The sequence below is a fragment of the Bombilactobacillus mellis genome (assembly GCF_000967245.1).
Taxonomy (GTDB): domain Bacteria; phylum Bacillota; class Bacilli; order Lactobacillales; family Lactobacillaceae; genus Bombilactobacillus; species Bombilactobacillus mellis.
The window spans coordinates 648530-661901 of the sequence record NZ_KQ033878.1 but is presented as its reverse complement, the minus strand read 5'-3'; the positions used below and the strand labels follow the sequence as shown (position 1 = coordinate 661901).

Annotated in this window: 14 protein-coding genes and 1 riboswitch; all 14 genes read left to right on the top strand. The window is 33.8% G+C overall.

The genetic code is table 11. The annotated features are described in order from the left end of the window. Window positions 1-525 precede the first annotated feature (525 nt). The 14 genes from JG29_RS07355 to eutL all read left to right on the top strand — a co-directional run bounded on the left by JG29_RS07355 (window position 526) and on the right by eutL (window position 13371). Window positions 526-1263: an amino acid ABC transporter ATP-binding protein gene (locus tag JG29_RS07355; RefSeq protein WP_045923301.1), complete on the top strand. Its 738-nt coding sequence runs from the start codon at window positions 526-528 to the stop codon at window positions 1261-1263. Between the two features lie 13 nt (window positions 1264-1276). Continuing rightward, the gene (locus tag JG29_RS07350; RefSeq protein ID WP_045923300.1) at window positions 1277-2092 is read left to right on the top strand and encodes a glutamate ABC transporter substrate-binding protein; all 816 of its coding nucleotides are present in this window, start codon (window positions 1277-1279) and stop codon (window positions 2090-2092) included. Further along, the gene (locus JG29_RS07345) at window positions 2089-2727 is read left to right on the top strand and encodes an amino acid ABC transporter permease (RefSeq protein ID WP_045923299.1); all 639 of its coding nucleotides are present in this window, start codon (window positions 2089-2091) and stop codon (window positions 2725-2727) included. Before JG29_RS07350 ends, JG29_RS07345 begins: the two co-directional genes overlap by 4 nt. A gap of 12 nt (window positions 2728-2739) precedes the next feature. Next, window positions 2740-3393 (top strand): amino acid ABC transporter permease, encoded by a 654-nt coding sequence (locus tag JG29_RS07340; RefSeq protein WP_045923298.1) that lies wholly within the window; start codon window positions 2740-2742, stop codon window positions 3391-3393. A 301-nt stretch (window positions 3394-3694) separates the two neighbouring features. Continuing rightward, window positions 3695-3985 carry a BMC domain-containing protein gene (locus JG29_RS07335; RefSeq protein ID WP_045923297.1) on the top strand — a complete coding sequence of 97 codons (291 nt, stop codon included), beginning with the start codon at window positions 3695-3697 and terminating at the stop codon, window positions 3983-3985. A 29-nt stretch (window positions 3986-4014) separates the two neighbouring features. Then, window positions 4015-4287, top strand: coding sequence for a EutN/CcmL family microcompartment protein (locus JG29_RS07330; RefSeq protein ID WP_045923296.1), 273 nt, complete (start codon window positions 4015-4017; stop codon window positions 4285-4287). Between the two features lie 67 nt (window positions 4288-4354). Continuing rightward, a complete protein-coding gene (locus tag JG29_RS07325; protein ID WP_045923295.1) occupies window positions 4355-4912 on the top strand; it encodes a cob(I)yrinic acid a,c-diamide adenosyltransferase in 558 nt (185 codons plus the stop codon). Between the two features lie 41 nt (window positions 4913-4953). Further along, window positions 4954-5102: riboswitch (adenosylcobalamin (AdoCbl) riboswitch) on the top strand. A gap of 477 nt (window positions 5103-5579) precedes the next feature. Next, on the top strand, window positions 5580-6725 hold the full coding sequence (locus JG29_RS07320) for a 1-propanol dehydrogenase PduQ (RefSeq protein WP_045923294.1): 1146 nt from the start codon (window positions 5580-5582) through the stop codon (window positions 6723-6725). 77 nt (window positions 6726-6802) lie between these two features. Beyond that, window positions 6803-7372, top strand: a complete 570-nt coding sequence (locus JG29_RS07315; RefSeq protein WP_045923293.1) for an ANTAR domain-containing response regulator — start codon at window positions 6803-6805, stop codon at window positions 7370-7372. A gap of 4 nt (window positions 7373-7376) precedes the next feature. After that, entirely contained in the window at window positions 7377-8816 is a 1440-nt protein-coding gene (locus tag JG29_RS07310) for a histidine kinase N-terminal domain-containing protein (protein WP_045923292.1), read from the top strand. 106 nt (window positions 8817-8922) lie between these two features. Next, complete coding sequence (gene eutA, locus JG29_RS07305; protein WP_232297102.1) at window positions 8923-10356, top strand: ethanolamine ammonia-lyase reactivating factor EutA; 1434 nt, start codon at window positions 8923-8925, stop codon at window positions 10354-10356. Window positions 10357-10386: 30 nt separating this feature from the next. After that, window positions 10387-11751 (top strand): ethanolamine ammonia-lyase subunit EutB, encoded by a 1365-nt coding sequence (locus JG29_RS07300; protein ID WP_045923290.1) that lies wholly within the window; start codon window positions 10387-10389, stop codon window positions 11749-11751. 16 nt (window positions 11752-11767) lie between these two features. After that, window positions 11768-12685: an ethanolamine ammonia-lyase subunit EutC gene (eutC, locus tag JG29_RS07295; protein ID WP_045923289.1), complete on the top strand. Its 918-nt coding sequence runs from the start codon at window positions 11768-11770 to the stop codon at window positions 12683-12685. A gap of 32 nt (window positions 12686-12717) precedes the next feature. After that, window positions 12718-13371, top strand: coding sequence for an ethanolamine utilization microcompartment protein EutL (gene eutL, locus JG29_RS07290; protein ID WP_045923288.1), 654 nt, complete (start codon window positions 12718-12720; stop codon window positions 13369-13371). Window position 13372: the final 1 nt, after the last annotated feature.

Here is a 13372-nt window from a genome sequence, read left to right as displayed (position 1 = left end):
AATAGCCGAGATCGCCATACCGGTTAAAAATAAATACGCTAAATATTTAAATAAATATGTAAAATACTTCATTTTAATTAAACTCCTCATAGTGATTCTAAGTTCATGCTATCATAAAAATAATTTAATTAAAATCCTAATGATACCTAAAGCGAGGGGCAAAATAACAGTTCTTTTATTTTTATCTTTTTATTAAAGGCTAAATGTTTGTTTTTGGAACAAATAATTAACTAAAGAATGAATTAAAATAATAATAATTCTTACTATAGTTCGTGATTTATTTATTGTAAGCAAGTATAGTAAATTTTTTAAAACAGTCACGACTATTTTTTGATTAAAATTTTCTTATTTGATAATAACTTCGTAAGTAATTAGAAATTTATCAATTTGGGTGATTTTTAGGGGCTAGTTGCTATTGAAATAATGTTTTTCGAAATAAATTAAGGCTTTTTTTATTAAAAGAATTGCATATTATTAATGTTTGAGTATAAAATATACTTTAATTAAATTTAAGGAGCGATGATTATGTCAATGATTGAGTTTCATGATGTCCAAAAATATTACGAACATTTTCATGCTTTGATAGATATAAATTTGGAAATTGACAAGGGAGAAACTGTCGTTTTGATAGGACCCTCAGGGTCAGGAAAAAGTACCTTAGTCAGAACAATTAATGGTCTGGAACGAATTCAGGCAGGTAAATTAATCGTTAATAATCATGATTTATCTTCTCCAAATACTAATTTTGATATTTTACGACGCGACGTAGGAATGGTATTTCAACATTTTTATTTATATGCCAATAAAACAGTTCTAGAAAATATTATGCTGGCACCGCGAATTGTGTTAAAAATGCCGGAAGAGCAAAATCGAACTGAAGCTTTGAAATTATTAGACATGGTAGGATTGAAAGAGAAGGCTAACAATATGCCTTCACAAATTTCTGGCGGGCAACAACAACGGGTAGCTATTGCCCGTTCTTTAGCAATGAAACCGCGACTATTACTTTTTGATGAACCCACCTCAGCATTAGATCCGGAAATGATTGATGATGTTTTGCAGGTTATTAAACGAGTTACATCAGTAAGTGATATGACTTCCTTAATTGTTACTCACGAAATGGGTTTTGCTAAAGAAGTTGCTAATCGGGTTATTTTTATGGATGCTGGACAGATTGTTGAAGATGATCAAAAAGAGTCCTTTTTCCAACAGCCAAAAACTGAAAGAGCAAGAAAGTTTTTGAGTAAAATTATTACTCATTAAGGGGGAACTAGTTATGAAAAAAAAGTTTTTACTTTTCTCCTTATTAGCAAGTGTTTTTTTATTGGCTGGTTGTGGTAGTAGCCTAGCAACCCAATCAGTTTTAAAAAATGCACAACAGGCTAATACTATTACTTGGGGTGTAAAAGGCGATGTCAGCTTATTTGGACTTATTGATGTCCATGATGGTCAACAAAAAGGTTTTGATGTTGATATTGCCAAACACTTAACGAAGCATATCTTAGGACCAAAAGGCCGAGCCACTTTTGTGACTGTGACTTCACAATCACGGACACCACTTTTAAAAAATGGTAATGTCGATGCTGTGGTCGCGACAATGACAATTACACCTGAGCGTCAGAAAATTTTGGATTTTTCCAGATCGTATTTTGATGCGGGGCAGTCTTTACTAGTTCCCAATAATTCCAAAATCAAAGATGCCTACCATTTAAATGGGCATACCATTATTGGTGTAGTGGGTGCAAACTCCGTTCAAAATATAAAAAAGGCTTCACCTAAAGCCCATGTTATTGAATTACAAGATTATGCTCAAGCGATGAATGCCTTAAAATCTGGTCAAGGAGAGGCTTTAACGACAGATAATGGTATTTTATATGGGTTAGCAGTTCAAAATCCTGGTTATAAAGTGGTTGGAGGAACCTTTACTAAAGAGCCATACGGAGTTGCAGTAAATAAAAATCAAAAAGACTTTGTTAAAGCCATTAATAAAGCCTTAGATGAAATGCAACAAAGTGGTGAATATAATGAATTAATTAAAAAATGGTTCGGTAACGTACCAGGATTTAACTATAAGGAGTTGTATCGCAAATGATTAATATTATTACTCATTATGGGCATCAATTACTAATTGGCTTAGGCTGGACAGTGCTCTCCAGTGTTTTAGCGTTATTTTTTAGTTTAATTATTGGCTCTTTTTTTGCAATTATGGAAGTAGTGCCCAATAAAACCGCCCGGATAATTGGCCGGGCTTATGTAGAAATTTTACGGAATATTCCTTTATTAGTTATTACTATGTTCTTTTATCTAGTTATTCCGCTCTATTTTGTGAAAATTAATGGCTTCACAGCTGGAACTATTGGTTTGACACTTTATACTTCCGCTTTTATTGCTGAAACCATCCGTTCCGGTATTCAATCAGTAGATATTGGACAAATGGAAGGTGCTCGTTCAGTCGGAATGACCTATTGGCAGGCGATGCGGAATATTATTTTACCGCAAGCTTTTAAGATTGTTATTCCTCCTTTAGGCAACCAATTTATTAATTTAGTCAAAAATTCTTCGGTATTAGCTTTTGTGGCAGGTTTTGATTTGATGTATCAAGCTAATTCGATTGCTTCAATAACTTTTGATACAATAAACAGTTATTTTGTAGTCGGAATTATGTATTTAATTGTGACAATGCCTTTAAGTTATTATATGCGTTATTTAGAAAAAAGAGTGGCCTAGGAGGTGACAGCATTGCAAAATTGGATTCATGCCTATTCCTTAATTAATCTTAGATTTTTATTGATGGGGTTAGGTGTTACAGTTTATATTTCCGTTATTTCAGTAGTTTTGAGTTTTATTTTTGGGTCTATTTTAGGTATTATCAGATACTCTAAAATAAAATATGTTTCCGCGATTTTTGGCTTTGTAATTGATTTAATTCGTAACCTGCCGCTCCTATTAATTATTTTCTTTACCTATTTTGGATTGCCGAATTTTGGCTTTAAACCAGAAACTATACCGGCAGCTATTATGGCAATGACAATTTTTGAATCTTCTATGATTGCAGAAATTGTGCGGTCCGGTTTAAATGCGGTTGATATCGGGCAAATGGAAGGGGCACGATCGGTAGGAATGACCTTTTTACAGGCTTTATGGCACATAATTTTGCCGCAGGCATATAAAAAGATGATTCCGGCAATTATTAGCCAATTTGTTTCTTTGATTAAAGATACTTCGTTAGCTACGATTATTGTGGTTCCGGAATTAATGCAGCATGCACAAGTAATTTACGGACAAAATGCCAACTATATTTTGCCAATGTTTGCGGCACTAGCAGTGCTTTACTTTATTGTTTGCTTTAGTTTATCAGTATTAGGGAATCATATAGATAAGAGAATGGCCTGATAAGCCCCTTACATTAATTTGGATAATATAGAAGCTATTAAAAATACCTTCTTGTTATTTATCTTGAAGATCTTTTTCAATAATATAAAAGTTATTTTTAATTATTCTAATATAATCGTCTAACTAATTAATGCAGCTAATGGTTATTGTCAAGGTGTACTAATATTTATTTAATAAGGATTCATTGTATTAATTTTGACTTGATGTTATATTATCACTGTGAACTGGAATCGTTTTACTTGTTTATGTTATTTAAATTCTTATATTTAATCATGTGATATATTCATTGGAGGGGTTTTAAATGAATAATGCATTAGGAATGATTGAAACTAAAGGACTTGTACCAGCTATTGAAGCAGCTGATTCCATGGTTAAAGCGGCCAATGTTGATTTAGAGGGTTATGAGAAAATTGGCAGCGGCTTAGTTACTGTAATGGTTAGAGGAGATGTTGGTGCTGTAAAAGCAGCAGTTGATGCAGGAGTAGCGGCTGCCGAAAAAGTTGGTAACGTGTATAGTTCTTACGTTATTCCGCGCCCACATTCTGAGATTGAAAATATTTTGCCGAAAGATATTGAACTGAAAAAAAGTTAATAATTATTGATAATAGGGATTGAGATAACATGTATATGGCTAAAGTAATTGGAAGTATTGTATCAACACAAAAAGATAGTTCATTAGTGGGTCAAAAATTAATGATAGTCCAACCTATTGATGCTCAAGGACATTTTATTCGCTCACAAGAAGTTGCGTCAGATTCTGTAGGCGCAGGTATCGGTGAATACGTCTTGCTGTCACGCGGAGCTGGAGCTCGTCATGCCATACAGGTGAATAAGAATGTAAGTAATGTTAGTGACTGCGCAATTGTGGGGATTATCGATCGTTTTGATCAATGATTTTGAAAAATAATTTTATATATAAAAAGTTGAAAAGTAATAGTTTTTATTAGATTAGGGGCGCAGCATGCAGTTATATACTAAAGTTGGCGATAAGGGTATGACCCAGCTAATCGGTGGTGGAAAGGTTAGTAAAGATTCCGACCGAGTATGGGCTTATGGGACTGTTGATGAGTTAAATTCTTTTATTGGTTTAACTGTTGCAGAGATTGAAAGCCAAGAAACAATCAGACAAGAATTGATCCAATTACAGAGCTGTTTATTTGATATGGGAACAGACTTAGCTAATCCTAAATTAGATCAGGATAATGATGCTTTTGATGACAAATATATTGATTGGATAGAAAGTCGAATTGATGCTTATCAAGACGAACCTGAAGAAATAACACAATTCATTCTTCCGGGTGGAAGCAAGCAAGCAGCATTATTACAAGTATGTCGTACAATAACAAGACGCTTAGAAAGACAAGTAGTTACTTTAAACAGAAGTGTTAATTTGCCAGCTAAAATTTTAATATTTATTAATCGCCTGTCCGATTATTTTTATGCTTTAGCGCGAGTGATGAATTACCGATTAGATAAAAATGAAATTTTTTATGAACATGGAAACAGAGTTTTTCATTAATTATCATTGTTATATTATTGTACTTGTGCTAGAATCAATATAGAAATTGAATAGGGCATTTATTGAATGGAAACCAGCGTAATTCTGGTACGGTCCCGCCACTGTGATTAGTCGAAGTGCTATCAGTCAGATCTTTTCAATAGATGACACGTTAAGCATTCTGTCCCGTGGGTTGGTCAGAGTGCTTTTCCCTTCAATCTCAATAGTACAATGATGTACCTATATTAAGACAATGGCGTCTATAAAAATCGCAGTTTTTTATGACTGCGATTTTTTTGTTGCTTTATAGTAGCCTATTTTCTAATTAATTAGTGATTACTTGATGAATTTAATTTGAAAACTACATAAATTTTAATTAAGAGTTTTATTAGCCTTGTATTTATAGCTATTTATAAGCATTTTTTGTTTAGGCTCATTTTCTAGATTTATTGTATAATCAGATTATTAGCAAGATGAAAAGTAAAATTTTTAGTTAATTTTTGATCAATTAGCTATCATTAATTCAGGAATTATTGTAAGCGGTTTTTGTTTATTACTTAATTGTAATTGACGATGTTATTAACAAGTATTATAATTCACTATGTAAGTAAAAATGTTCAGTACAATGGCGTACATAGTTTTATCTCGTTTTGGTTTTATTTTTTATTAGGTAAAAAAGGAGGTTTTTATGCCGGTAGATAAAATACAATTTGGGACGCAAATTTGGACTGGAGAAAGCGCTTTAGATGGGTTAGATGAAATAAAGGGCAAACGTATTTTTTTAGTTACAGATCCTTTTATGGTCGAATCCAATAACATCGAACAGATAACTAAGCATATAGATGATAACAATGAAGTGAAAATATTTTCTCAAATCAAACCGGATCCACCTATTTCTGAGATAGTAGTAGGAATTGAAGCGTTAAAAGAATTTAAAGCTGATTTACTGATTGCAGTAGGTGGTGGATCGGCCATTGATGCTACAAAAGCTATGAAATTTTTTGTAGCCCATGCTGTTAAAGATAATTCTAAATTAGATCTTATTGTCATTCCTACTACGAGCGGAACTGGATCAGAGGTTACCAATTTTGCAGTTATCACAAATGATGAAAAAGGTGTTAAATATCCTTTAGTAACTGATGAAATTTTGCCGCAAATAGCAATTTTAGATGCAAATTTAGTAGAATCTGCTCCCCAAAAAGTAACTGTTGATACAGGAATGGATGTTTTAACCCATTGTTTGGAGTCCTATGTCTCTATTAATGCTAACGATTTTTCTGATGCATTAGCAGAAAAGGGATTTCAAATGGTCTTTACTTATCTAGAAAGAGTTAGTGAAAATGGATCAGATATGGAAGCCCGTAGGAAAATGCATAATGCCTCTTGTATTGCGGGAATGGCCTTTAATCTCGTTAACTTAGGCTTAAACCATGGGATTGCCCACGCAGCTGGCGCACAATATCATATTGCGCATGGTAGATTAAATACTATATTGATGCCACATATAATTTCTTATAATGCAGAAATGGAAACCGGCGTTATGAAAGAACCTAATCGAGCGGCGAAAAAGTATGCTAATTTGGCAAGGTTAATAGGAATTCATGTAGCTAACCCTAAAATTGCTGTCAGAAGTTTAATCAACGCAATTGTGCAATTACGTAAGCGTCTTAAAATGCCCGCAACGCTTAGCGAATGTGGTGTTAAACAAGACTTTTTTGAAGAAACAAAAGCTTCTATTAGTTCAGCTGCCTTAAAAGACGGAACAACAACAACTAATCCACGTCAGCCGAGTCAAGCTGAAGTTGAAAAAATTCTTGAGGATAGTTATATTTAGTTATAGATTTCTTATATGTTCATCAATTAATTATAAGATTATTAACTTGATTATTTAATATTAAGGAGAATTTTGTCATGAATGAGCGAATTGTTGTCATTGATGATGAACCCATCACAAGAATGGATATTCGTGACATTGTTGAAAATGCTGGTTACTCAGTAGTTGGCGAAGGCACGGATGGATTTGAGGCAATCGATATTTGTCAAAAAGAGTTGCCAGACGTTGCCATTATGGATATTAGAATGCCGGTTTTAGATGGTCTTAAAGCGGGTAAAAGAATTATTGAAAAAAATTTAGCTTCAGCGATAATTTATTTATCTGCTTATAGTGATCTAGACGATACTAGAGCAGCTGAAAAAATGGGTGCCGCAGGATACTTGGTGAAACCAATATCGGAACGATCTTTACTCACAACAATCAAAATTGGTTTAGCCAATAGTAAAAAGCAACAGGAGTTAACCCAAAAAATCAAAAAACTTGCAACACAATTAGATAATCGTAAATTAATTGAACGAGCTAAAGGCATTTTAATGGAAGAAAACAATCTTTCAGAAAATGACGCTTATAAGTTATTACGCAATTTGAGTATGTCCAAAAGAAAATCCATGGATATTATTGCCAAATTAATTGTAGCGGATGATTAGTTAAATGCTTAGTGAATTAGAAAATTTGTGTTCCCGTTATACAGATTTATCAAAGACGGATATTTCTCTTTTAACAGAACAATCAAGGATAATTGCTGATACTCCCGAATATCAAGAGTTAGATGTATTTATTGATGTTTGGAATGTTTATAATAATTTAGCTTTAGTTGTGTTTCATAAACCTCCTAAAACAAAGGCCTCACTTTATCGAGAACAAATTGTGGGTAAAAAAGTTTTACAGTATAATGAACCAGCTGTGTTTCATACGTTAGAAACAAAACTTAACTCTGTAGATTTGTTAGCTAGATCTCAAGAAAGAAGGATTATTAGGCAAAGGACTTATCCTATTCTTAATGATAATAATGAAGCAATAGGCGTTACTATTGTCGAATCTGATGTTTCGCGAACAGTCCTGGATGGTTTTGAAGGTGCTAATGATAAGACTGTTTATGATGATATTTCTTCCGCTCTTAAACTATTTGGACAATTAGGGAATGATATTATTGATCAATTAGCTGATGCAATTTTAGTTTTTAATAAAGAGGGTTATTTAGTATTATCAAATAAGGTTGCCATTAATTTGTATAAACAATTAGGATACTTTGATAATATAATCGGTCTAACCTATGACAATCTTTCTCTAGATGGTGTAGATTTTTTAAAAATTGTCTCATATTTTAAACATAACCATAAAAATATGATTACTAATAATTTTAATTATCTTAATTACTATTTTAAAGAAAAGAAGTTATGGAATACGAATAAAGATCAATTAATTCTCTTAATTCAAGATAGAACTGATATAAAGGCTAAAGAAGATGAAATTAATTCTAAATCTATTACTATTCGTGAAACAAATCATCGAATTAAAAATAACCTACAGTCAGTAATATCATTGCTGAGATTGCAACAGCATCGTTTAAATAATAATGAGGCTAAAAGGGCATTAGCTGAGAGCATCAGCCGCATCATGGCTATTGCCTCTACTTATGAATTAATGTCCAAACAATTAGTAAGCACTACTAATTTAAAAGCTTTTATTAAGTTGTTTATTTCTAACTTTGTTCAATTGAATGAACAAAATATGAAGTTTTATATTGAACTGAAAATCGATCCTCAAATTTTTGTTAATAGTGATCAAATTGTATCTTTAGCAATTATTATTAATGAAATCTTACAAAATGTTGTATCTCATGCCTTTAATGGCAGTCAAAAAATAAAAAAATATGTCCAAATTGAAGCTAAAATTGTTGATAATATCATTACCATAACTGTGGAAGATAATGGTGTGGGATTTGATACTACTAAAGTTAAGAAAGATAGTCTCGGATTAGCCATTATAAATAGTTATGTAAAAGATAAATTGTCAGGTCGCTTAAAGATAAGCTCTTCAAAAAAAGGTACTAAAATTAGTTTTTCATTTAAACAAAAGTTACAACATTGAGGTTGTAAATGAGCAATGAAGCTCAAAGGAATTCTTTATTACTTTTATTGGTAATGGAGAAGTTCTTTGAGCTCTTTTTAATTACATGGAAAGGAGGCGATGCTGGGTGGATGATGATCAAGTTCTGAGTGTGGGCATTGATTTAGGTACATCTACGACACAATTGATATTATCACGTTTAACAGTTAAAAATTTTGCATCTGCGTTTTCAGTACCGCGTATTAACATTTCAAAAAAAGAAGTTATTTTCCAAAGTGATATTATTTTCACACCTTTAAAATCATCAACTCAAATTGATTCTCAAGCAATTGAACAGTTTGTTTCTGAACAATACAAGAAGGCACAGATTAATAAAGAGGATATCCAAATGGGTGCTGTTATTATCACGGGAGAAACTGCTCGGAAAGATAATTCTAGTGCCGTGACGAATGCTTTAAGTGGATACGCTGGTGATTTTGTAGTAGCTACTGCAGGGCCAGATTTGGAAAGTATAATTGCTGGAAAAGGCGCTGGTACTAATATTGTCTCTAAAAAACATCGTCAGAATATCGTCAATATGGATATTGGTGGAGGTACAAGCAATTTAGGCTTGTTTAGTAGTAATGATGTCTTAAGTACAGCCTGCTTTGATATCGGAGGTCGTTTAATTAAAATAACACCTAATGAGCATAAGATCACGTATATTTCACCTAAGATAAAAAAATTAATCGACAACCTTAATTTAGATATTACAGAGGGTGCGGTTACTGATGAAAAGCAATTGGCACCAATAATCGAGTGTTTAACACATGTTCTAGAAAATAGTGTTGGCTTAGGTGAACCCAGTCCCTACTTTGAATTCTTTGTAACCAACCATCCACTAAATTTGGACAATCGTATAGATGGCGTAACTTTTTCTGGCGGTGTGGCAGATTGCTTGGATGAACGGTTGCCAAAAGATATTTTTCGTTATGGCGATATTGGACTACTTTTAGGGAACTCTATAAGGCATTCTCTTATTTTCCAGAAAATGATAGTTTATCCGTCGGTAGAAACTATTCGTGCTACGGTTGTGGGAGCTGGATCCCATACGATAGATGTTACAGGAAGTACAATTGCCTATACAGAAAATGTATTGCCAATTCGTAATCTCCCCATTCTAAAAATTCCTAAGCAATATGAAGATTTAGATAGTGAAAAATTATCTGCCAAAATTTTAGAAATGCTGGATTGGTATAAAGTTCAAAACGAATTAAATAATGTTGCTTTGGCATTTAATGGTCAAAAGAGTCCGAGTTTTAAGAGCGTTCAGCAATATGCTCAAGCAATTGTTAAGGGGACAAAAGTTTTAGTTGATAAAAATTATCCTTTAATTGTTATGGTCCATGAAGATATGGCTAAGGCTTTAGGTCATAGCCTTTTCACCTTACTACCTTCACATTATCCATTTGTCTGTATTGATAGTGTGAAAGTAGAAAATGGTGATTACATTGATATCGGTGAGCCCATTGCTGGTGGTGAGGTCTTACCAGTGATAGTAAAAACGCTAATTTTTGGGTAATTTTAAAAAATATCTTAAAGGAGGTAAATGATGATTTTACAAACGAAATTAGCAAATAATTTGTACAGTTTTAATTCAGTCAAAGATGTTATGGCTAAAGCAAACGAAGTAAAATCAGGGGATGAATTGGCAGGTGTCGCTGCTAAGGATGCCACTGAAAGAGTGGCTGCAAAAGTTGTTTTAAGTCAGCTCACAATAAATGATATTTACAATAATCCAGCTGTTCCTTATGAGGAAGACGAAGTTACCCGTATTATTATCGATGGGGTCAATCAGAGAATATTTAATGAGATTAAGAATTGGACTATTTCTGATTTAAGAGAATGGTTGTTAGATGATAATACAACTAATCATGACATTAAACGTATTCGTGCTGGTATTACATCGGAAGTGGCAGCTGCAGTGGCCAAATTAATGACTAATATGGATTTAGTAGTAGCAGCTAAGAAAATTATTGTTGAAAAAACTGCCAATACTACGATTGGTAAACCGGGAACTTTTTCTTCTCGTCTACAACCCAATCATCCTAGTGATAATATTGATGGCATTATGGCAGAAGTAATGGAAGGGTTAAGTATGGGTATCGGTGATGCTGTTATTGGCCTTAATCCTAATGACGATTCTGTAGATAATGTATCTAAAATATTAAATAAATTTGAAGAGTTTCGTTCTCATTGGAATATTCCTACTCAATGTGCAGTTTTGGCCCATGTTACTACCCAGATGGAAGCTGTAAAACGAGGAGCACCAGCGGGCTTAATATTTCAATCTATTGCTGGTTCTGAAAAAGGAAATAAGTCGTTTGGGATTGATGCTAATATGATTAGCGAGGCGCGTGCTTTAGCACTGCAACAAGGACAATGTCCCGGACCTAATGTGATGTACTTTGAAACTGGAGAGGGTTCTGAGCTTTCATCTGATGCCAACTTTGGTGCTGATGAATTAACGATGGAATCTAGATGCTATGGCTTTGCTAAAAAATTTGATCCTTATATTGTGAACACAGTGGTCGGATTTATTGGACCTGAATACCTATATAATTCAAAACAGGTTATTCGCGCTGGTTTGGAAGATCACTTTATGGGTAAGTTACAAGGAATTTCGATGGGGTGTGATGTTTGTTATACCAATCATATGAAAGCAGATCAAAATGATGCTGAAAATTTAGCGGTTTTATTAGGTGCAGCTGGCTGCAATTATATAATGGGGATTCCGCATGCTGATGATGTCATGTTAAATTACCAATCTACTGGATATCAAGAAACAGCTACAATCAGGGAAATATTTGGTTATCATCCTATTAAAGAATTTGAAGAATGGATGGAAAAAATGGGCATTTCTAAAGATGGAAAATTGACAGAAATTGCTGGTGATGCATCAATTTTCTTGGATTAATAGAGAAGGTGATTAAATGAATGAACAAGAGCTTAAGTCGATGATTGAAAATATTTTGACGGATATGACTTCTAAAGATCCTCAAGCTTCTGCTAAGACCAACTTATCAAAGAATGATAATGCTGATAACACAAATAATGATAATAAGGAATCGGGAGAAGTTTTAGATGATATTACACAAATTGATTTAAAAAAGCAGTTTTTAGTTCCTCATCCTCATGATAAAGAGGGTTATTTAAAAATGAAGTCATTTACACCGGCTCGTTTGGGTATGTGGCGAGCGGGCTGTCGTTATAAAACTGCATCAGTTTTACGCTTTCGTGCTGATCATGCTGCAGCGCAAGATGCTGTGTTTAGTGATGTAGATGAAGAATTACCGAAGAAGATGGGCTTTTTAGAGACGCAGACGACTTGTCAATCTAAGGATGAGTATCTAACACGCCCAGATCATGGCCGGCAATTTTCTGATGAAATGATTAAAAAAATTAAAGATAATGTCACAGCAAATCCTAAAATTCAATTAGTGGTAGGAGATGGATTAAGCTCTGCTGCTATTGAAGCCAACGTTCCGGATATTATTCCAGCGATTCAACAAGGATTACGCACTTATAACTTAAGTTTTGAAACAAAAGATGTCATCTTTGTAAAATATGCTCGTGTCGGGATAGAAGATCAAATTGGTGAAATTACAGGTGCAGATGTTGTCTGTATGCTAGTAGGTGAACGTCCAGGATTAGTAACAGCTAAATCAATGAGTGCTTATATAGCTTATAAACCTACAGTTGGAATGCCAGAAGTTAACCGAACAGTTGTTTCTAATATTCATGATGGAGGTATGGCGGCTGTTGAGGCCGGAGCATATATTGCTGAGCTTTTGGATAAAATTCTGCGTTTAAAGAAGTCAGGAATAGATCTTAAAACATCTGAAAATTAGTCATAATAATTTAGGTGAAAGGGGGATTTAATGTGAAGGACAGTATTGTAAAAGCTAATGTTTTAAGCACTCGTTTAATTCCTAATGTAGATCATTCATTAGCACAGGCTTTACATCTAAAATCCAGCATTAAAAGTCTGGGTCTTATTACAGCTGATAGTGATGATGTAACCTATGTTGCGTTGGATGAAGCCACGAAGACCGCTGATGTAGAAGTTGTATATGGCAAAAGTATGTATGCTGGTGCCGATAATGCAAATACAAAATTGGCAGGTGAAGTTATTGGCATTTTAGGTGGACCAAATCCAGCTGAAGTGCGGAGCGGCTTAGATAGATGCATTAGTGTAATTGAAAAAGAAGCCCATTTTATTAGTGCTAATGAAGATGATAGTATTGTCTATTTTGCTCATACCATTTCCAGAACGGGTAGTTATTTATCAAAAATAGCCGGAGTTACAGAAGGTGGAGCTATTGCTTATTTAATTGCACCGCCTTTAGAATCAATTTACGGAGTCGATGCGGCTATAAAAGCAGCGGATGTAGATATTGGCATCTTATATGGTCCACCATCGGAAACGAATTTTGGTGGGGGACTATTAATTGGTAGCCAATCGGCATGTAAAGCTGCTTGTGATGCCTTTGCTGGAGCCGTAAAAGCAGTAGCAGATAATCCTACTATTAAATGAG

What these genes read in the sequence shown, in the direction of transcription:
- JG29_RS07355 (WP_045923301.1), top strand. Translation starts at nt 526, where the DNA reads ATGTCAATGATTGAGTTTCATGATGTCCAAAAATATTACGAACATTTT.
- JG29_RS07350 (WP_045923300.1), top strand. Translation starts at nt 1,277, where the DNA reads ATGAAAAAAAAGTTTTTACTTTTCTCCTTATTAGCAAGTGTTTTTTTA.
- JG29_RS07345 (WP_045923299.1), top strand. Translation starts at nt 2,089, where the DNA reads ATGATTAATATTATTACTCATTATGGGCATCAATTACTAATTGGCTTA.
- JG29_RS07335 (WP_045923297.1), top strand. Translation starts at nt 3,695, where the DNA reads ATGAATAATGCATTAGGAATGATTGAAACTAAAGGACTTGTACCAGCT.
- JG29_RS07330 (WP_045923296.1), top strand. Translation starts at nt 4,015, where the DNA reads ATGTATATGGCTAAAGTAATTGGAAGTATTGTATCAACACAAAAAGAT.
- JG29_RS07325 (WP_045923295.1), top strand. Translation starts at nt 4,355, where the DNA reads ATGCAGTTATATACTAAAGTTGGCGATAAGGGTATGACCCAGCTAATC.
- JG29_RS07320 (WP_045923294.1), top strand. Translation starts at nt 5,580, where the DNA reads ATGCCGGTAGATAAAATACAATTTGGGACGCAAATTTGGACTGGAGAA.
- JG29_RS07315 (WP_045923293.1), top strand. Translation starts at nt 6,803, where the DNA reads ATGAATGAGCGAATTGTTGTCATTGATGATGAACCCATCACAAGAATG.
- JG29_RS07310 (WP_045923292.1), top strand. Translation starts at nt 7,377, where the DNA reads ATGCTTAGTGAATTAGAAAATTTGTGTTCCCGTTATACAGATTTATCA.
- JG29_RS07300 (WP_045923290.1), top strand. Translation starts at nt 10,387, where the DNA reads ATGATTTTACAAACGAAATTAGCAAATAATTTGTACAGTTTTAATTCA.
- eutC (WP_045923289.1), top strand. Translation starts at nt 11,768, where the DNA reads ATGAATGAACAAGAGCTTAAGTCGATGATTGAAAATATTTTGACGGAT.